Source organism: Xanthobacter lutulentifluminis (genome assembly GCF_043194675.2).
GTDB lineage: Bacteria > Pseudomonadota > Alphaproteobacteria > Rhizobiales > Xanthobacteraceae > Xanthobacter.
In genome coordinates, this window is record NZ_CM195525.1 from 3696027 (window position 1) to 3716168 (window position 20142).

Here is a 20142-nt window from a genome sequence, read left to right on the forward strand (position 1 = left end):
CGCCCGTTCCTCCTATCATGCACGAAGACGGCGCCGTCATGGCACGGCTGCCGCTGCGGCATATTTTTCACGGCTGCGCGCTGGACCTCAGCCGGTAGATCTGGGCCGCCCCGTCCACCACCTGGAAGCGCTCGCGGGTGGCGGAAAACTCGAGGTTCTCCCGGGTGCCGATGCACAGGAAGCCGCCGCGCACGAGGCTCTGGGCGAAGCGCGCCAGCACGCGGTCCTGCAGCGGGGTGGTGAAATAGATCAGCACGTTGCGGCACAGCACGAGGTGCGCCTCGCAGAACACGCCGTCCGTCACCAGATTGTGCTCGGCGAAGGTGACGCGGGAGACCAGCTTCTGGTCCATGCGCAGCAGGTCGTAGCGGGCGTGGTAATAGTCGGAGAACGAGCGCTCGCCGCCTGCCGCCCGGTAGCGCCGCGCCGCCTCCCGCGCCTCGCCGATGGGAAAGATGCCCTCGCGCGCCCGGTCCAGCGCCTGGCGCGAGATGTCGGTGGCATAGATGCGGGCGCGATCATACAGCCCCGCCTCGGTGAGCAGGATGGCGAGCGAATAGACCTCCTCGCCATGGGCGCAGCCCGCCTGCCAGACATTCACCTCCGGATAGGAGGCGAGGAGCGGGAACACCTTTTCCTTCAGCGCCAGGAACACGCCGGGGTCGCGGAAGAATTCGGAGACCGGCACGGAAAGGCCGGCGATGACCTGCGCCAGCCGCTCGGGCCGGTGCAGCACCAGCGCCGTCAGATCGGTGATGGTGGGCGCCCCCAGCGCCGAGGCGAGATTGCGGATGCGGCGGGTAAGGGAGGCGCGGCCATAGTCGCGGAAGTCGTAGCCGTGGCGGCGGTGCAGCGCCTCCACGAACAGGTCCACCTCGATGTCCTCCAGCGCCAGCGCGGCGCGGGCGGCATCGGGGCCGGCGGGCGGGGTGTCGTCGTCGGCGCTCATCTCCCCGGCAGCCAGGTGCGCAGCATGGAGAGCAGCTTGGGCACGTCCACCGGCTTGGCCAGATAGTCGCTGGCGCCGGCGGCGATGCACTTCTCCCGGTCGTCCTTCATGGCCTTGGCGGTAAGGGCGATCACCGGCAGGCGGGAGAAGCGCGGCTGGGCGCGGATCTGCGTCATGGCCTCGTAGCCGTCCATCACCGGCATCATGACGTCCATGAGGACGATCTCGATGTCCGGCTGCTCGTCCAGCTGGGCCAGCGCCTTGGCGCCGTCCTGCGCCAGCACCACGTGGATGCCGCGCGCCCGGAGCACCTTGGCGAGGGCGTAGATGTTGCGCATGTCGTCGTCCACGAGCAGCAGCTTGCGCCCTTCGAGGTCGCCGTCGGGATGGTCGGCGAGCGCCTTCGGCTCGTGGCGCACGGAGTGCAGGAACAGCGTCACCTCGTCCAGCAGCCGCTCCGGCGAGAGCGCGCCCTTCACCACGATGCTGTCGGTGAAGGCCCGCAGCTTCAGCCGCTCCTCGGTGGTGAGGTCGTGGCCGGAATAGACCACGACCGGCACGTGATGGTTGCCGGCCGCCAGCCGCTCGATGAGATCGAAGCCGGACATGCCGGGCAGGCCGAGGTCCAGCACCATGCAGTCGATGTCTGTGCGGGCCACGAGGTCGAGCGCCTCCTCGCCGGTGCCGGCCTCGACGATCTCGGCGGCCTCGCGGGCGAGCAGGGTGCGCACCGCGTGGCGCGCCGCCGGGTCGTCGTCCACCACCAGCACGCGGCGCGGCCGGTCGGCGGCGAAATGGGTGAGCAGGCCCAGCGCCTCGGACAGCTGGTCCGCGCTCACCGGCTTGGTCAGGAAGCCCACCGCCCCGAGGTCGCGGCCGCGCTGGCCCTCGTCGAGGGCGGAGACGAAATGGACCGGGATGTGCCGCGTCTCCGGGCTGGCCTTCAGGCGCTGGATGACGGTCCAGCCGTCCATGCCCGGCAGCATCACGTCCAGCAGGATGCCGGTGGGGCGATAGCGCCGGGCGAGGGCGAGGCCGCTCTCGCCGTCGCCGGCCGCCAGCGCCTGATGGCCCTTGCGCCGCACCAGCCCGACCAGGGTGCGGGCGAACACCGGGTCGTCCTCCACCACCAGGATCACCGTGCCGCCCGGGATCAGCGTATCCCGGTCGTCGGCCACAATCGGCGCCGCGGAGGTGACCGCGGGTCCGAGGCCGGCGGCCGCGCGCTCCGGAGCCGAGGGGGCGGGAGTGGCCGGCCGCGGTCCCGGGGACGCGGTCTCCGCCGGCGGATGGTCGGCCTCGGCCGCCTCCGGCGGGGCCTCGCCCACCGGCAGCAGCAGGGTGAAGGTGGAGCCCTGGCCCGGCTTGCTTTCCACCGCCACCGAGCCGCCCAGCAGCCGCGCCAGCCGCTGGGTGATGGCAAGGCCGAGGCCGGTGCCGCCGAACTGGCGGCGGGTGCTGGCGTCCACCTGCTCGAACGCCTCGAAGATGGTGTCGAGCTTCTCGGCCGGGATGCCGATGCCGCTGTCGGTCACGGCCACCTTCAGCGTCCTGCCGTCGTCGAGGGTGGCGAAATCCACCGAGACCCGGCCCTGAAGCGTGAACTTCAGAGCGTTCCCCACGAGGTTGGTGAGGATCTGCTCCAGCTTGCCGGGGTCGGTGTGGACGATCTCCGGCGCCTCCGAGGCGTTCACCGAGAGGCGCAGCCGCCGTTCCTGCGCCAGCCGCCGGAAGTTGCGCTCGATGCGGTGGGCGAAGGCGGTGATGTTCACCGGCTCGCGCACCACCTCCATCTTGCCCGCCTCCACCTTGGACAGGTCGAGGATGTCGTTGATGAGGCGCAGCAGGTTGGAGCCGGAGGCGTGGATGATGCTCGCCGCCTCCACCTGGTCGGCGTCGAGGTTGCCGGTGCGGTTCTCCGCGAGGTCCTGGGACAGGATGAGCAGGCTGTTGAGCGGCGTGCGCAGCTCGTGGGACATGTTGGCGAGGAACTGGGACTTGTACTGGTTGGCGCGCACCAGCTCCTCGGCGCGGGCCTCCATCTGGTGGTTCAGCGCCTCCAGCAGCTCCTTCTGCGCCTTCATCTCCTCGGACGAGCGGCGCAGCACGTCGTTCGATGCGGCGAGCTCCTCGGCCTGCACCCGCAGCTCCTCCTCGGAGGCGGCGAGGCGCTGCGAGCGCTCGTGCAACTGCTCGTTGGTGGCGCGCAGCTCCTCCTGCTGGGTGCGAAGCTCCTCCTCGGCGACGCGCAGCTCCCCGGCCTGCCGCTGGCTCGCCTCCAGCAGGGCGCGGGTCTCGATGGCCCGGGCAAGATTGTCGAACGCCAGCGCCGCCAGGGGCAGGATCTCCGTCAGCAGCCGGGCGCGGCGCCCGTCCGGCACCGAGAGGCAGCCGAGCTCGATGACGCCCATCAGGCGCCCCTTCAGCACCAGCGGCACGGCGGCAACGGCGCGCGGCGCCGATTCGCCGGTGCCGGAGCGGATGCGGATGTGGTCGTCGGGAACCGGCGAAAGGGTGATGGGCTTGCGCTCCAGCGCGCACTGGCCGGCAAGGCCTTCGCCCAGGCGCCAGGTGGTGGAGAGGTGGCGCCGCTCCGAGAAGGCGTAGCTGCCCATGAGGGAGAGCGTGCCGGCCGCCTCGTCGAAGCCGTAGAAGACGCCCACCGCCGCTTCCAGCCGGGGGGCCAGCTCCACCAGCAGCGCATCGGCGAAGACGGGCAGGTCGTCGGCCGCCTGGAGACGCGCGGCGATGGCGTTGGCGCTGCCCTTCACCCAGTCGTTGTCGCGGGTCTCGATGGCCATGTGCTTGAACACCGCCAGGGCGCGGGCGATGGTGCCCACCTCGTCGCGCCTGCGGGTGTAGGGAACCTCGACCGAATGATCCTGCGCCGCCAGCCGCTCCATGCGCTCGGCAAGGGTGGTGAGGGGGCGCGACACCAGCCGCGAGCCCACCATCAGCCCGCCGATGCCGGCGGCGAGGGTGGCGACCAGCGCCAGCGCGTCGATGAGGAGCAGCACCTCCTCGCTGCGCCGCAGCTGCGCCTGGGCGCCGGTGATCTGGGCTTCGGCCGCCGCCGAGAGCTCGTCGAGGGCGCCGATGATGCCGCGCGCGCCCTGCTCGCTGTCCTCCAGCTCCAGGAAGGTGCGCACGGCGCCGGCGCGCACCGCCGGGTCGTCGCTCGCCGCGGCCGCAGCCAGCGGGCCGCCCACCACCTCGGCCCAGCGGCCGGCGATGCGGTCCGCCCGCTCGGCGAGGGGCGACAGGGCCGGCTCGCCGGCCACCGCGTCCTTCAGCTCGGACAGGCTTTCGGCCACGGCCGCGTTCGCGGCCGGCAGGCGGGCGGGCAGGTTGCGGGGGTCCGAGACGGCAAGGCGCATGGCCTCGGCCTGGCGCCGCCCGACCTCGCGCGCCGCCTCCGCGCCGAGGCCGGAAAGATGCTTCACCTCATAGGCGCGGCGCAGGTTGTTGGTGGCGATCTCGCGCACCACGGCATTGGCGGCGAGCTGAAGCAGGAACATGCCGACCAGGATGGCCACGATGCCGCCGGCCTTCCACCGCAGGGGAAGGTCGGCCAGCCAGGACCGCCAGGTCGTGCTCCGCGGAGTGACGGTCGACCGGGGCGCGTTCGACGGACGCTCGTTCGACGGACGCTCGTTCGACATGGGGCCCTCTTCCTCCGGCGCCGGGTGCGGCGGCAGAATGCATAGGGTCCCGTGAAGAAGTGCTGAAGAGGAATTCGCCGCGTGTCGTTCAGACCGCCGCGAGAATGCGCGCCGCGAGCTCGGCCGCCGCGGCACCTGTGCGTTCCCCGCGCGGCAGGTCGACCGGCACGTCGAGTGCGATCTCCCCCTGCCGCAGCACCAGCACCCGGTCGGCGAGGGTCACCGCCTCCGACACGTCGTGGGTGATGAGGACGGTGGTGAAGCCGTGCTCCTGCCAGATGCGCTCGGTGAGGCGGTGCATCTCGCTCCGCGTCAGGGCGTCGAGGGCGCCGAACGGCTCGTCCAGCAGCAGCACGCCGGGCCGCGACACCAGCGCGCGGGCGAGCGCCACCCGCTGCTTCTGCCCGCCCGAGAGCACGAACGGCCATTCCCGGCCCCGGTCGGCGAGGCCCACATCGGCCAGCGCCGCATGGGCGCGCTCGCGCCACGCCGGGCCGCGGGCGATGCCCACATTGCCCAGCACCCGCTGCCACGGCACGAGCCGGGCGTCCTGGAAAAGGAGGCGCACCTGCGGCATCAGGCCGGCGACGGGCGTCTCGCCCACCCGCACGGTGCCGGCGGTGGCGGCATCGAGGCCGGCGATGAGGCGCATCAGGGTGGTCTTGCCGCCGCCGGAGCGACCCACCACCGCCACGAACTGCCCGGCCGGGATGTCGAGGTCGAGCCGGCGCAGCACTGGCCGCTCGCCGAACGCCTTCACCACGCCCGCGAGGCGGATGCCGGCACCGCCCCACGCTGCGGCTGCGGGCGCGTCGAGGCGAATCTCGCCCGCCTGCCCCGGCGCGCGGGGGGAGGGGCGGACCGCGAAGGTGGTGCGGATATCGACGGCGCGGCGGCGCGGCGCCCCGGCGTCGGGCACGGTGAAGATCTCGCTCATGCCGCGCCCTTTCCGGTCTGGTAGGCCGGGTGCCAGGCGAGGGTCCGGTGCTCGATGGCGCGGGTGAGGCTGTCGGCCAGCTTGCCGAGCAGCGCATAGGCGAGCACGCCCAGCACCACCACGTCGGTCTGCAGGAACTCGCGGGCGTTCATGGTCATGTAGCCGATGCCCTCGGTGGAGGAGATGGTCTCGGCCACGATCAGCGTCAGCCACATGATGCCGAGCGCATAGCGCAGGCCCACCAGCACCGAGGGCAGCGCCCCCGGCAGCACGATGCGCGTGAACAGGGCGGCCGGGGACAGGCCATAGACCCGCGCCATCTCGACCAGCCCGCGGTCCACCGTGCGGATGCCGTGGAAGGTGTTGAGATAGATGGGGAAGGCGACGCCCACCGCCACCAGGAAGATCTTTGCCTCCTCGCCGATGCCGAACCACAGGATCACCAGCGGGATGATGGCGAGATGCGGCACGTTGCGCAGCATCTGGAGGGTGGAATCGAAGGCCGTCTCCGCCGGCTTCCACACCCCGTTGAGCACGCCGAGGGCGAAGCCGATGCCGCCGCCAATGGCGAGGCCGGTGAGCGCGCGACCGGTGGAGACGGAGATGTTGGTGGCGAGCGAGCCGTCCTTCAGCGTGCGCCAGAAGGCCAGCGCCACGTCGCTCGGCGCCGGCAGGACGCGGGACGAGAGCAGGCCGAGGCTGGCCGCCGCCTGCCACAGGGCGAGCACGCCGAGGGGCAGCACCCACGGCAGCAGCGCGTGGCCCAGCGGCGCGAGGCGCGCCGCCACGGTCCGGCTCGCCGCCGGAGGGGTGGCGGCACCCGCGAAGGTGTCCGCGTCCGCCGGCAGGGCGAGGGCTTCGGTGTGACCGCCGGGGCTCATGGCGCGCCTCCCTGCAGATGGGTCAGGACTTCGGCGCGCGCAGCGCGTCGGAGATGCGGATCTGCCTGGGGATGAGGCCCAGCGCGTGGAAGGTGTCCGCCACCCTCTGCTGCGCCGCCGCCACCTCGGGGGTGATGGGCTTCACGTCATACTGCTGGCGGGCGAGGGCCACTTCCAGGATCGGCGCGGGAATGCCGATGAGCGGCGAGAACTCGGCGGCTGCGGCGGCCGGGTTGGCCTTCACCCACGCGCCGATCTCGGCGACGCCCGCCAGCACCGCGTCCACCACCTGCGGCGCCTGCTCCACGAACGGGCGGGAGGCGAGGTAGAACTGGTAGTTGGAGACGATGCCGGTGCCGTCGGTGAGCTGGCGGGCCTCGATGGTCTTCTCCGCCGCCGCCTGGAAGGGGTCCCAGATGGCCCAGGCGTCCACCGAGCCGCGCTCGAAGGCGGCGCGGGCGTCGGCCGGGGTGAGGAAGGCGGGCTTGATGTCGGAATAGGCGACGCCGGCCTTCTCCAGCGCCTTCACCAGCAGGTAATGGACGTTCGAGCCCTTGTTGAGGGCGACCGTCTTGCCCTTCAGGTCCGCCACCGTCTTGAGCGGGCTGTCCTTGGGCACCAGGATGGCCTCGCCCTGCGGCGCGGCCGGCTCGTAGCCCACATAGACCAGCGGCGCGCCGGCGGCCTGGGCGAAGATCGGCGGGGCCTCGCCGGTGTTGCCGAAGTCCACCGCGCCGGCGTTGAGCGCCTCCAGCAGTTGCGGGCCGGCCGGGAACTCGGCCCATTTCACGGTGTAGCCGAGCGGCTTCAGCCTGGCCTCAAGCAGCCCCTTGTTCTTCAGCAGGATGAGGGTGCCGTACTTCTGGTAGCCGATGCGCACCACCTTCTCCTGCGCCAGCGCGGGCGCCGCGGCGAGACCGCCGGCGAGCGTGGCGGCGAGGAGCGTGAAGGCGCGGCGGGAGAGGCCGGTGGTCATGGGCTTGATCCTTCTCGGAATGGCGGGGCGCGGCGGCGCGCTCAGAGATCGAGGTTGCGGTAGGTGCCGGACCAGTAGAGGAGCGGCTCGGCGCTCTCGGTGATGCGCGAGGCCACCACCCGGCCGATGACGATGACGTGGGAGTGCCGCTCGATGGCGTCCTCCAGCTCGCAGTCGAAGGCGGCGAGCGCATCGGCCAGAACCGGCGCGCCGGTCTCCAGCCGCGTCCAGTCGGCGCCGGCATAGCGCTCGGGGCCCTTCAGCCCGCCCTTGCCGGCGAACTGGTCGGCGATGGGCTGGTGGTGCGGGCGCAGCACGTTGATGGCGAAGGCGCGCTCGCGCAGCACCGGATCCAGCGAGGAGGCGGTGCGGTTGACGCAGATGAGCAGCGTCGGCGGGTCCACCGAGAGGGAGGAGACGGAGGTGGCGGTGAGCCCGGTGCGCCCCTCGCCCGAGCCGACGGTGAGGATGCTCACCGCCCCGGCCAGCTTGCGCATGGCGGCCCGGAAGGCGAGCGCCGCCGAGGGCAGCTCGGGCACGGTCGCGGGGGAGGCGACGGAAGCGTGGGCGTTCATCGGACACCTTTCTGCCGGCCCGCTGCGCGGTGCCGGATGTGCTGGGCACGGCCTCCGGACATTCCCGGAGGCGGTGGGGTCGAGAAAACGATAGACAGCGCGCGGCGAGATAGTCAATAAACTCCATAAAATTTATCGACTAAAAACCGGCGCGGCCTTCGGATGATTCCGGAAGTCGCGCCCATCCATCGGGAGTTGCCTGCATGTCCAGCGCCACCGCTGCCGAAGCCGCCCTTGAGCCCGCCCGCGAGGCCAACGTCCTGTGGTTCCTGCCGACCCACGGCGACGGCCGCTATCTCGGCACCTCCCACGGCGCGCGGGAGGTGAGCTTCGGCTATCTGCGCCAGATCGCGCAGGCGGCGGACCAGCTGGGCTATTACGGCGTGCTCATCCCCACCGGGCGCTCGTGCGAGGATTCGTGGATCGTCGCCTCGTCCCTCGCCGGCTTTACCGAGCGCCTGCGCTTTCTGGTGGCGGTGCGGCCGGGCCTGCTCTCGCCGGGCGTCGCCGCGCGCATGACCGCGACGCTGGACCGGATCTCCAACGGCCGTGCCCTCGTCAATGTGGTGACCGGCGGCGACCCGGTGGAGAATCGCGGCGACGGCTTCTTCGCCGACCATGCCGAGCGCTACGAGATCACCCGCGAGTTCCTGGACATCTACACCCGCCTGCTCAAGGGCGAGGAGGTCACCGTCTCCGGCAAGCACCTGAGCGTGGAGGGCGGCCAGCTGCTCTATCCGCCGGTGCAGCAGCCCCATCCGCCGCTGTTCTTCGGCGGCTCCTCCGCGCCCGCGCACGACGTGGCCGCCCGGCAGGTGCAGAAGTATCTCACCTGGGGCGAGCCCCCGGCGCAGGTGGCCGAGAAGATCCGCGACCTCAAGGCCCGCGCCGCCGCTGCCGGCCGCACCCTCACCTTCGGCATCCGCCTGCATGTGATCGTGCGCGACACCACCGCCCAGGCGTGGGCGGCGGCGGACGAGCTGATCTCCCACATCGACGACACCACCATCGCCGAGGCGCAGAAGGTGTTCGCGCGCATGGATTCGGAAGGCCAGCGCCGCATGAGCGCCCTGCACGGCGGCCAGCGCGACAAGCTGGAGGTGAGCCCGAATCTGTGGGCCGGCGTCGGGCTGGTGCGCGGCGGGGCCGGCACGGCGCTGGTGGGCGATCCGCAGACCGTGGCGGCGCGCCTCAGGGAATACATGGACATCGGCATCGACACCTTCGTCCTCTCCGGCTACCCCCACCTGGAGGAGGCCTACCGCTTCGGCGAGAGCGTGCTGCCGCTGCTGCCGCTGGCCAAGGGCACCGCCGCTCCCGCGGTCGTGACCAACCATCGCGGTCCGTTCGGGGAGATGATCGGCAATGCCATCGCGCCGCAGGAGCGCCGGGCCTCGGCATCCTGATGGCGCCGGGCAGGAGGACGGCATGTTGAACATGTGGGGTCCGCGCAAGTCCATCGTCGTCGTGGGCGGCGGCTTTTCCGGCACGCTGTTCGCGCTGGTCGCCTCCGCCTCGTCCGAGGTGGATGTGGTGCTGGTGGAGCGGGCCCGCGTCGCCGGCCCCGGCCTCGCCTATGCCGGCGGGGAGGGCGGGCACCTGCTCAACGTGCCGGTGGCGCGCATGGAGGTGGGCCTTTCCCCCTCCTTCGCCGCCTGGCTGGTGGCATCCGGCGCCGACCTCTCCGACGCCCTCGCCGAGGCGGGCGGGGACCTCGCGCAGGCGTTCGTGCCGCGCGCCCTGTTCGGCGCCTATCTGGCCGAGCGGCTGGAGGAGGCGCTGGCGGCGCCGCGCGGCCGCCTCACCCGCGTGCGCGGCGAGGTGGCCCGCGTCTCCGACCGCCCGGTGCCTGGGGTGACCCTCGCCGACGGCCGGCGCATCGAGGGCAGCCATGTGGTGCTCGCCACCGGCAATCTGGCGCCCCGTCCACCCCGCTGCCGCGACGGCGGGGTCTATGATTCACCCCTGTTCGTGCCCGACCCCTGGAGCCGCGACTGGCTGGGCGACCTGCCGGCGACGGCGCCGGTTCTGCTCATCGGCTCGGGCCTCACCATGGTGGACGTGGCGCTGCTGCTGGCGGAGCGCGGACACACCGGTCCGATCTGGAGCGTCTCGCGCCACGGCCTGCTGCCGCATGTCCACGCCCGTGTCGGGCAGGGCAGGGCAGTGGAGCCGTTCCTCGATCCGCGCGAGGCGAGCGATCCCGTCCGCGCCCTGCGGCGGCTGCGGGCCGAGGCCGAGCGCGCCGCCGCACACGGCATCCCGTGGCAGCGGGTGATGGATGCGGCCCGCCCGGCGCTGGCGGGGGTGTGGGCCGGCTGGCCGCAGGAGGCGCGCGCCCGCTTCCTGCGCCATGGCCGCACCCTGTGGGACATTCACCGCCACCGCATGGCGCCGCGCATCGCCGCCCGGCTGGAGACGCTGCGCGCGTCCGGCCAGCTGCAGGTGGTGGCGGGACGCATCAGCGGGCTCGATCGCAGCCCCGGCGGCATCGCCGTCGCCATCCGCCGGCGCGGCAGTGGCCGGGCGCTGGGACTGGAGGCGGCGCGGGTGGTGAACTGCACCGGTCCGCGCTCGGATTTTGCCGGCCTCTCCGCGGCGCCGTTCGGCGAGCTGCGGGAGGCGGGGCGCATTCTCCCCGATGCGCTCGGCCTCGGCATCGAGACACGCGGCTGCGCGGTGCTCGACCGCTATGGCCACCCCTCCGACTGGCTGTTCGCGCTCGGTCCGCTGACCCGGCCGGCCTATTGGGAGGTGACGGCGGTGCCGGAAATCTCCGCGCAGGTCCACCGCCTCGCGCAGGAACTGACCCGTCCGCCGCGCCCCGGCCACAGGGAGCGGGAGCAGGACCGCCTGCTGGCCGATTTCGTCGATCTCGGCGGGGGGATCTGACCGGAGCGTGAGGCCGGGCGGCCGGGGCCGCGCCTGCCGCCCGTCCGATTGCCTAGGCCGGCTCGCGGCGGGTGCGCGCGGCCCGGCTTCAGGCCGCGGCGTGCCCGGGCGTCGATCATGCCAGCCGGGACGAGAGCGTGCGGCTCGGGTGGCGGGCGTGGCGTTGCCGCCTGATCGCCGGAGGAGCCGATGGCGGGCTGCGCTCCCATGTCGCGGCCGCCCGAAGACGCGCGCGGTCGGCGGCTGCACGCGCCCGGACTGCCGTGCCTGCGCTGGCTTCAACAGCCCGGAATGGCGCTCGCTCACGATTTCGCGATGTCGATCTGCCATCGGGTGTGGCGCATCGGCCACCCTGCACTGCAGCATTGATGGTAGAGGGCTGGGTAGTGCCTTGCCGGCCCGCCCGGCACGGCCGCGTTAACCTTAACGCCACCTTATCCCGGTCCAATGCGCATGAGTGTCGGCGAAACTTCCGCCGGCGCCGGGCGTTGATGCGCGTCGGCAATCGTATCGTTTCGAGTGGACGGACCATGGCCCCGATGTTCCCGAACGTGTTCAAGACCGCCGCGCGGCGCGCGACGCAGACCGAAGCCCCCCTCATCGCCCGTCGCCTGTTCGTCCTCGGCGCTCCGCTGGCGCTCGCCGCATGCGTCACCAATGCGCCGCCGGCCCCGCTCAGCCGCGCCTCCCTGATGTATGGCGCGGTGGACGGCGAGCCCTTCCCCGTGGACGCGGTGGACCTCTCCGAGGTGGATCCCCGTTGGCTGCGGCAGGAGGTGGCGGCGCCGGCGGGCTACGGGCCCGGCGTCATCGTGGTCGATATCAACGAGCGCTTCCTCTACCTGATCCAGAAGGACGGCCGTGCCATCCGCTACGGCGTGGGCGTGGGCAAGCAGGGCTATTCCTTCCGCGGCTGGGCCACCATCAAGCGCAAGGAGAAGTGGCCGCACTGGACCCCCACCGCCAACATGGTGCGGCTCCAGCCCGCGCGGTACGGCCCTTATGCCGCCGGCCTGCCGGGCGGCGAGACCAATCCGCTCGGCCCCCGCGCGCTCTATCTCTATGACGGCGACCGGGACACCATGTTCCGCATCCACGGCACCATCGAGCCGTGGAGCATCGGCCAGCAGGTGTCCTCCGGCTGCATCCGCCTGCTGAACCAGGACATCATCGACCTCTACGACCGCGTGCCGCTCGGCACCCGCGTCTACGTGAAGGGCTGACGAGGGGCTGCCGAGGGCCGGGCCCGTCCTGCTGCCTTCGCCCCGGCATGCCCTGCGCGCAATGCCGCGCGTCCGGCGGGAACCTTGCCGTTCCCGCCCCCGTCCTCTAAGACGCGCCGACTTTCCGGACTTCTCGAAAACGGCTCGTTTGACCCATGGCGAAAGACTTCAAGCCCAAGGCCCGGCTGCCCCGCGGCTTCGTGGACCGCACCGGCGCGGAGCTCTCCGCCACCCGCGCCATGCTGGAGAAGATCCGCGCCGTCTATGAGCTGTACGGCTTCGAGGCGCTGGAAACCCCGGCCATCGAGTACACTGACGCGCTCGGCAAGTTCTTGCCCGACCAGGACCGGCCGAACGAAGGCGTCTTCTCCTTCCAGGACGACGACGAGCAGTGGCTGTCGCTCCGCTATGACCTGACCGCGCCGCTGGCGCGCTATGTGGCCGAGCATTTCGAGCAGCTGCCCAAGCCCTATCGCTCCTACCGGGCGGGCTACGTGTTCCGCAACGAGAAGCCCGGCCCCGGCCGCTTCCGCCAGTTCATGCAGTTCGATGCCGACACGGTGGGCGCCCCCTCGGTGTCGGCCGATGCCGAGATCTGCATGATGGCCGCCGACACGCTGGAGGCGGTGGGCGTGCCGCGCGGCTCCTATGTGGTCCGCGTCAACAACCGCAAGGTGCTCGACGGCGTGATGGAGGCCATCGGCCTCGGCGGGGACGAGAATTTCGGCCGCCGCCTCACCGTGCTGCGCGCCATCGACAAGTTCGACAAGTTCGGCGTGGAGGGCGTGCGCCTGCTGCTCGGCCCCGGCCGCAAGGACGAGAGCGGCGATTTCACCAAGGGCGCCGGGCTCGATGAGCGCCAGAGCGCCGTGGTGCTGGCCATGCTCACCGGCGAGGGCGTGACCGCCGATGCCGATGGTGTGCGGGTGGAGATCGCCGGCGACGTGGCGCTGGCCGCCGCGCTTGCCGCGAACGAGGCCTTTCTCGCCGGCATGGCGGAGCTGAACGACATTCGCCTCCTGGTTCAGGCGGCGGGCTATCAGGACCGGGTGAAGATCGACCCGTCCGTGGTGCGCGGCCTCGAATATTACACCGGCCCGGTCTACGAGGCCGAATTGACCTTCGAGATCAAGGACGAGGACGGCCGCCCGGTGCGCTTCGGCTCCGTGGCCGGTGGGGGGCGCTATGACGGCCTCGTCGCCCGCTTCCGCGGCGAGAAGGTGCCGGCCACCGGCTTCTCCATCGGCGTCTCCCGCCTGCTCGCGGCGCTTGCCTTCCTCGGCAAGATGGATGCGGCGGCGGAGGTGGGCCCGGTGGTGGTGCTGGCCATGGACAAGGAGCCGGCCCGCATCGCCGACTACATGAAGATGGTCTCGGACCTGCGCGCCAACGGCATCCGCGCCGAGATGTATCTCGGCGGCGCCGGCATGAAGGCGCAGATGAAATATGCCGACCGGCGCGGCGCCCCGGCGGTCATCATCCAGGGTTCCAACGAGAAGGACGCCGGCGAGGTCCAGATCAAGGATCTGGTGGAAGGCGCGAAAATCGCCGCCGGCATCGCCGACAATGCAGAATATCGCGCCGCCCGCCCGGCCCAGTTCGCGGTGAAGGAGAGCGAGATGATCGCCGCCATCCGCGACGTGCTGGAACGCCGCGCCGCGCCCTCGCTGGGGCTCGACGACTGAGGGCAGGCCGGGGGCAGTGCGCGGCGCATCGGCCCTCGCAGCGGCCACGCTTCTCTTCGCCAGCGGCAGCGCTCTTGTGGGCTGCGGCCAGGGCTGTGAGGCGCCCATGTCTGAGGCCGCCCTGCTGGACCGGGGGATCGAGCGCCAATGTGAAGGTGTGGCGGGCGCACCTCCATCGGATTGGCGTTCACAGCGCCGCCGAGCTTCGCGCCAGATTTCCCGACTGCTGCACCATCAACCGAGACTCGGTCTTCGAGAATGGGAAGACGCGCTATCTGGACAAGTGGATCGTCTTCGTCTCCCACAATGACATCGCGGCGGCGATGGTGTTTGACCGCTGCGGCACCTTTTACAATTAGGCCTTTCTGCCCTCATCGATCTGTGCTTGCGGTCGATCGTCTGTGCATCGACCTGCCGGATCCAGCCTGCGGTCTCTCGTTCCGCCCCGTAAACCGCCCTGACAATGCAAAAGGGGCCCCTTTCAGGGCCCCTCTGCACGTGCGTGTCGCGTCCGATCTGCGTCGCATCCGATCCGTGGGCGCCGGAGGCCTCTTCCGGCGCCTCCCGCCTCAGAGATAGGCGAGGCGGCGGTCGCGGCGGCGGTCCTGCACCGGCTGGTAGGCGATGCGGGCGTGGGTCTGGCAATAGGGCATGCCCGGATTGCTCTTGCCGCCGCAGAAATGGAAGTTCTCGGTGCCCGGCTCGCCGAGGGGCCACCGGCAGGTGGACTCGGTGAGGTTCATGATGGTGCAGCGCTGGCCCATGGGCACCACGTTGTCCTGCGCCGCCGGAGCGGGAGCAGGCGCCGGGGCCTCTTCCGGCGCCTCGTCCAGATCCTGGGCGAGGGCGGTGTTGCCGATGGTGGCGGGGCGCTGCGGGCGGGTGGCCTCGGGCCGGTCAGGCCGCTTGACCTCGGTGCGCGGACGGGCCGGCGCCGGGGTGGCGGCCTTGGTCCGCCCGGACAGGCCGAGCCGGTGGACCTTGCCGATCACCGCATTGCGGGTGACCTCGCCGAGCTCGCTCGCGATCTGGCTCGCGGACAGGCCCTCGCTCCAGAGTTTCTTCAAGAGTTCGACGCGCTCGTCTGTCCAGCTCATCGCTCTTCTCCTTGCCGCATCTGGGGGCCACGGGCACCGGTGGTCCGGCGTCGCGTGGAATGTTCCGCGGGTCCCGCGCCGGGCACCGGAAACACCGGCCGGCAGGAATGCGCCGACCGCGATGGATGGGCGCCGTGGAACGCGCGGCGCATGAGGCCAGCCGGGCCGTGGCACCTGCGGGGCGGCGCGAGCCGCCGGACTCCTTCCGCGCTCCCGCACGCATCCGCGCACGGGTCAGGCCCGACTATCGAGGTCCCTGGAAGTGATCCTTGCCGCCTTTGGCGCACGACATCTCGTGGCTGACAGGGGAGAACCTACAATATGGCTGGTCCGCAAAACAGAGTCGGCAACGGTGTCCGCGCCGTTTTCCCCAGCTCCTTAAGGCTCCGTTAACCTCCTCGCGGGCCCGCCCGCAGCCCGCGGTGCTTCGCCGGCCGCCCGCCGAGTTGACCTCGTGCGCGCGATCATTAGAATCCCTGCCGTCGGGCCGCCCCCGCTTGGGCGGCCTTTTTTAGTTTGTGGCGGGCAACCGTCGCGTCTTGTTCGTCAACCCGTGCCACCTCAAGGGGATCTGACCCTTCCAAGGAGCAATGTCGTGATTACCGCCGTTCTGCCGACCTATGCGCGCATCGACCTCGAATTCGAGCGGGGTGAGGGCTGCTGGCTCGTCACGACGGACGGGCGACGTTTTCTCGATTTCACCGCAGGCATCGCGGTGAACGTGCTGGGCCATGCGCATCCCTATCTGGTGGAGGCGCTGCACGCCCAGGCGCAGAAGCTCTGGCACACCTCGAACCTGTTCCGCATCCCCGGCGGCGAGACCCTCGCCGACCGGATGAAGGCGGTGACCTTCGCGGACACCATGTTCTTCACCAATTCCGGCGCCGAGGCGCTGGAGTGCGCCATCAAGATGGCCCGCAAGTACCAGTACGCCAGCGGCCATCCGGAGAAGAACCGCATCATCACCTTCGAGGGCGCCTTCCACGGCCGCACGCTGGCGACCATCGCCGCCGGCGGCAACGCCAAGTATCTGGAAGGTTTCGGCCCGGAGATGCCGGGCTTCGACCAGGTGCCGTTCGGCGACCTCGACGCGGTGAAGGCCGCCATCACCCCCGAGACCGGCGCCATCCTGGTGGAGCCGGTGCAGGGCGAGGGCGGCGTGCGCGTGCCGCCGTCGGGCTTCCTCAAAGGCCTGCGCGCCTTGTGCGACGAAAAGGGCCTCCTTCTGGTGCTCGACGAGGTGCAGTCCGGCGTCGGCCGCACCGGCAAGCTGTTCGCGCATGAGTGGGCCGGCATCACGCCGGACATCATGGCGGTGGCCAAGGGCATCGGCGGCGGCTTTCCCATGGGCGCCTGCCTCGCCACCGAGGAGGCGGCCAGGGGCATGACGCTCGGCACCCACGGCTCCACCTATGGCGGCAACCCGCTCGCCATGGCTGTCGGCAACGCCGTGCTGGACGTGGTGCTGGCGGAGGGCTTCCTCGACCGCGTGAACGCCATGTCCGGCCGCCTCGTGCAGCGCCTCGCGGAGATCAAGGACCGCCATCCCGCGGTCATCGCCGAGGTGCGCGGCCAGGGCCTGCTGCTCGGCATCAAGGCCAACGTGCCGGCCGGCGACCTCGTGGCCGCGCTGCGCGCCGAGGGGCTGCTCGCGCCCGGCGCCAGCGACAACGTGGTGCGCCTGCTGCCCCCGCTCGTGGTGAGCGAGGAGGAGGTGGGCATCGCCGCAGACAAGATCGAAGCCGCCTGCCGGCGCATCGAGGGCGACCTCGCCGCTGCTCCGGTGAAGGGCGCGGCGGAATGAAGGGGAACGGTGTGCGTCATTTTCTCGACCTGTCCGAGATCCCGGCGGACGAGCTGCGCCGGGTGATCGATGTCTCCAAGGATCTGAAGGCCCGGCGCAAGGCCGGCGAGGTGGACAGGCCGCTCGCGGGCAAGACCCTCGCCATGGTGTTCGACAAGCCGTCCACCCGCACGCGCGTCTCGTTCGACCTCGCCATGCGCCAGCTGGGCGGCGAGACCATCATGCTCACCGGGCAGGAGATGCAGCTCGGCCGCGGCGAGACCATCGCCGACACGGCCCGCGTGCTGTCGCGCTTCGTGGATGCGATCATGATCCGCATCCTCGACCATGACGACCTGATGGAGCTGGCCCACCACGCCACCGTGCCGGTCATCAACGGGCTCACGCGCATCTCCCATCCCTGCCAGGTAATGGCGGACGTGCTCACCTTCGAGGAGCATCGCGGCCCCATCACCGGGCGCTCGGTGGCCTGGACGGGCGACGCCAACAACGTGCTGGTCTCCTGGGTCCACGCGGCCCAGCGGTTCGACTTCGCACTGAAGGTGGCGACCCCGAAGGAGCTCTCGCCACGCCAGGCGCTGAAGGATTTCGTGAAGCGCACCAAGGCCAACGTCACCTTCATGCGCGACCCCGAGGAAGCGGCGGAGGGCGTGGACTGCGTCGTCACCGACACCTGGGTGTCCATGGGCGACAAGGAGGCCGAGCGCCGCCACAACCTGCTGAAGCCCTATCAGGTGAACAGCGCCCTCATGGCCCGCGCCAACAAGGACGCCATCTTCATGCACTGCCTGCCCGCCCATCGCGGGGAGGAGGTGACGGACGAGGTGATGGACGGCCCGCAGTCGGTGGTGTTCGACGAGGCCGAGAACCGCCTGCACGCGCAGAAGGGCATCCTCGCCTGGTGCTTCGACGCCGTCGCCCGCTGACGCGGGGCTCCTGACGCGCGGCCGGGTTGAAACCGGCCGCCGGGTGAATATCTCTGGCTCTGAGAAACCGGAACCATCGCGGTCGCCGGCGCCTGCTTTCGCGGGTGCCGGCGCTTCGCGTTTCCGGCATCATTGGCGCCGGGCCCGCCCGGCCGATCGTTCCAAGGAGTTCCCATGAGCGGCGAGCAATCCCGCACCGCGAGCCGCCCCGCCTCCGCGGCGGCCGTGGACGACATCGTCACCCCGTTCCAGGTGGACGCGCTGGACCTGCGCGGGCGCACCGTGCGCCTCGGCGCCACGCTCGACGCCGTGCTGGCCCACCACGACTATCCTCCGTCCGTGAAGCGCGTGGTGGGGGAGGCGGTGACGCTCGCCGTCCTGCTCGGCTCCTCGCTGAAGTTCGAGGGCCGCTTCATCCTGCAGACTCAGACCGACGGTCCGGTGGATATGGTGGTGGCGGATTTCGTCAGCCCGGACAGCATCCGCGCCTATGCCCGCTTCGACGCCGAGGCGGTGGCCGAGGCGGAGCGGCGCAACGAGACGTCCCCCGCAGCCCTTCTGGGGCGCGGGCATCTCGCCATGACCATCGACCAGGGCATCTCCACCAACCGCTACCAGGGCGTGGTCGCCCTCGACGGCTCCGGCCTGGAGAGCGCGGCGCACGAGTATTTCCGCCAGTCCGAGCAGATCCCCACCCGCGTGCGGCTGGCCGTGGGCGAGGAGATCAAGGCCGGCGGCGGCGCCTCCACCTGGCGCGCCGGTGGCCTCCTGGCGCAGTTCCTGCCGGACGATCCCTCCCGCGCCCGCATGGCCGACATCCATCCCGGCGATGCGCCCGAGGGCACGCGCCCGCACACGCTGGACGAGGACGACGCCTGGGTGGAGGCCCGCGCGCTCGCCGGCTCGCTGGAGGACGTGGAGCTGATCGACCGCGACCTGTCGTCCGAGCGGCTGCTCTATCGCCTCTTCAACGAGCGCGGGGTGCGGGTGTTCGAGCCGCTGCCGGTGGCGGCGCGCTGCTCCTGCTCGCGGGAGAAGGTCTCCGGCGTGCTCGCGTCCTTCGACACCGACGAGCGGCGGGAGATGATCCAGGACGACGGCAAGGTCACGGTGACCTGCGAGTTCTGCGGCCGCACCTACAAGTTCACCGCCGAGGAAGTGCTCGGCGGCCATTCCGACAGCTGACCGCCCGACAGCTGACCGGTCCGGCGGGGCCGAAGTCCCCGCCGGACCGGCTCACGCCGTCTCGCCCGCCATCTCCTCGGCCGTCTTCATGAGGAAGGCATAGAGCGCCTCCGCGGCCATGCCGATGTCGGCGGGGGAGGCGTATTCGCGCGGGTTGTGGCTGCCGTTCTCCGACCGGACGAACAGCATGGCCATGGGCATCACGCCCCGGAACACCATGGCGTCGTGCCCGGCGCCGGAGGGCAGGCGCACCACCGGCAGCTGTAGGCCCTCCACCACCTTCGCCATGCGGTCCTTGAGCGGGCCGTGGCAGGGGGCGGCCGGCACCTCGTGGCCGATGTCCACCACCGCGCGCACCCCGCGCTTTGCCGCGATTTCGGCCACCGCCGCGCGGATGTCCGCCACCGCCTGCTGGCGCAGGTCATCCGAGAGGGTGCGCACGTCGAGGGAGAACTGCACCTCGCCCGGCACCACGTTCACCGCGCTGCCGGCGATGATGAGGGTGCCGACGGTGGCCACCAGCGCGTCCTTGTCCGCCCGCCCGCGCGCTTCCACGGCGAGGATCATCTCGGCGGCGGCGGCGAGCGCATCGTGGCGCATGGCCATGGGCAGGGTGCCGGAATGGCCGGCCTCGCCCCTTATGCGCACATACCCGCGCGAGGCGCCGGCGATGCCGGTGACGATGCCGAGCGGCGCGCCCGCAGCCTCCAGCACCGGGCCCTGCTCGATATGCACTTCCACATAGCCGAGCATGTCGTCCGGATCGCGCCGGCAGTCGGCCACCCGGTCCACCGGCGCGCCGAAGGATCGCAGCGCCTCGATGCGGGAGATGCCCTGGGCGTCCATGTCCTCGAGGCTCTTGGGATCGAAGATGCCGGCCAGCGCCTTGGAGGAGGTGAGGGTGGAGAGGAAGCGCACGCCCTCCTCGTCGGCAAACGCCACCACCTCGATGGCGAACGGCAGGCGCAGGCCCTGCCTATGCAGCGCCTCCACAGCGGCGATGGCGGTGAGCACGCCGAGGTTGCCGTCATAGATGCCGGCGTTGCGCACGGTGTCGATGTGCGAGCCGATGAGCAGCGTCTTGGCATTGGCGCGATCGGCGGCATAGCGGCCGACGATGGAGCCGGTGGCGTCCATGTGCACCTGCGTCAGCCCGGCCTCGCGCATCCAGTGGGAGACCTGGGCCGCCGCCCGCTTGTGGGCGGGGGTGAGGGTGAGGCGGGTGAGCTCGCCGGGCACGTCGGTGCAGGCCGCCAGCTCCTTCAGGCGGCCGGTGATGGTGTCGCCGTCGAGCGGGGGCAGGGTGGGCGCTGGGGCAGCTTGGGGCACGGGGAACACCTTGTTCACGGA

The 20142-nt window shown here is 71.3% G+C and carries 15 protein-coding genes; 7 read left to right on the plus strand and 8 right to left on the minus strand.

The features are described from left to right. Positions 1-67: 67 nt before the first annotated feature. The 6 genes from V5F49_RS17015 to V5F49_RS17040 form a co-directional block, all read right to left on the minus strand. Positions 68-949, minus strand: coding sequence for a CheR family methyltransferase (locus V5F49_RS17015; protein WP_394116734.1), 882 nt, complete (start codon positions 947-949; stop codon positions 68-70). Continuing rightward, the gene (locus V5F49_RS17020; RefSeq protein WP_394116735.1) at positions 946-4611 is read right to left on the minus strand and encodes a response regulator; all 3666 of its coding nucleotides are present in this window, start codon (positions 4609-4611) and stop codon (positions 946-948) included. Before V5F49_RS17020 ends, V5F49_RS17015 begins: the two co-directional genes overlap by 4 nt. A gap of 88 nt (positions 4612-4699) precedes the next feature. Continuing rightward, positions 4700-5548: an ATP-binding cassette domain-containing protein gene (locus tag V5F49_RS17025; protein ID WP_394116736.1), complete on the minus strand. Its 849-nt coding sequence runs from the start codon at positions 5546-5548 to the stop codon at positions 4700-4702. Continuing rightward, a complete protein-coding gene (locus tag V5F49_RS17030; protein WP_394116737.1) occupies positions 5545-6429 on the minus strand; it encodes an ABC transporter permease subunit in 885 nt (294 codons plus the stop codon). The genes V5F49_RS17025 and V5F49_RS17030 overlap by 4 nt, the downstream gene beginning before the upstream one ends. A gap of 22 nt (positions 6430-6451) precedes the next feature. Continuing rightward, positions 6452-7405, minus strand: a complete 954-nt coding sequence (locus V5F49_RS17035) for a sulfonate ABC transporter substrate-binding protein (RefSeq protein ID WP_394116738.1) — start codon at positions 7403-7405, stop codon at positions 6452-6454. A 41-nt stretch (positions 7406-7446) separates the two neighbouring features. Next, complete coding sequence (locus tag V5F49_RS17040; RefSeq protein ID WP_394116739.1) at positions 7447-7980, minus strand: flavin reductase family protein; 534 nt, start codon at positions 7978-7980, stop codon at positions 7447-7449. Between the two features lie 203 nt (positions 7981-8183). Here V5F49_RS17040 and ssuD point away from each other — a divergent pair, with 203 nt between their 5' ends. The 4 genes from ssuD (at position 8184) to hisS (ending at position 13780) form a co-directional block, all read left to right on the plus strand. After that, a complete protein-coding gene (gene ssuD / locus V5F49_RS17045) occupies positions 8184-9386 on the plus strand; it encodes an FMNH2-dependent alkanesulfonate monooxygenase (protein WP_394116740.1) in 1203 nt (400 codons plus the stop codon). 22 nt (positions 9387-9408) lie between these two features. Then, entirely contained in the window at positions 9409-10872 is a 1464-nt protein-coding gene (locus V5F49_RS17050; RefSeq protein WP_394116741.1) for an FAD/NAD(P)-binding protein, read from the plus strand. A 539-nt stretch (positions 10873-11411) separates the two neighbouring features. Beyond that, complete coding sequence (locus tag V5F49_RS17055) at positions 11412-12095, plus strand: L,D-transpeptidase (protein ID WP_394116902.1); 684 nt, start codon at positions 11412-11414, stop codon at positions 12093-12095. Between the two features lie 155 nt (positions 12096-12250). Continuing rightward, positions 12251-13780 carry a histidine--tRNA ligase gene (gene hisS / locus V5F49_RS17060; protein WP_394116742.1) on the plus strand — a complete coding sequence of 510 codons (1530 nt, stop codon included), beginning with the start codon at positions 12251-12253 and terminating at the stop codon, positions 13778-13780. Positions 13781-14349: 569 nt separating this feature from the next. Here hisS and V5F49_RS17065 read toward each other — a convergent pair. After that, positions 14350-14877 carry a GcrA family cell cycle regulator gene (locus tag V5F49_RS17065; protein WP_394116743.1) on the minus strand — a complete coding sequence of 176 codons (528 nt, stop codon included), beginning with the start codon at positions 14875-14877 and terminating at the stop codon, positions 14350-14352. 595 nt (positions 14878-15472) lie between these two features. Between V5F49_RS17065 and V5F49_RS17070 the strand changes: the two genes are divergently transcribed. From V5F49_RS17070 to V5F49_RS17080, 3 genes are all read left to right on the plus strand, one after another. Then, positions 15473-16681 (plus strand): aspartate aminotransferase family protein, encoded by a 1209-nt coding sequence (locus tag V5F49_RS17070; protein WP_394116744.1) that lies wholly within the window; start codon positions 15473-15475, stop codon positions 16679-16681. After that, positions 16678-17607, plus strand: coding sequence for an ornithine carbamoyltransferase (argF, locus tag V5F49_RS17075; RefSeq protein ID WP_394116745.1), 930 nt, complete (start codon positions 16678-16680; stop codon positions 17605-17607). The genes V5F49_RS17070 and argF overlap by 4 nt, the downstream gene beginning before the upstream one ends. A 174-nt stretch (positions 17608-17781) precedes the next feature. Then, the gene (locus V5F49_RS17080; protein ID WP_394116746.1) at positions 17782-18792 is read left to right on the plus strand and encodes an Hsp33 family molecular chaperone; all 1011 of its coding nucleotides are present in this window, start codon (positions 17782-17784) and stop codon (positions 18790-18792) included. Positions 18793-18843: 51 nt separating this feature from the next. Here V5F49_RS17080 and V5F49_RS17085 read toward each other — a convergent pair whose 3' ends face one another. Then, positions 18844-20139, minus strand: a complete 1296-nt coding sequence (locus tag V5F49_RS17085; RefSeq protein WP_509210705.1) for an allantoate amidohydrolase — start codon at positions 20137-20139, stop codon at positions 18844-18846. Positions 20140-20142 lie beyond the last annotated feature (3 nt).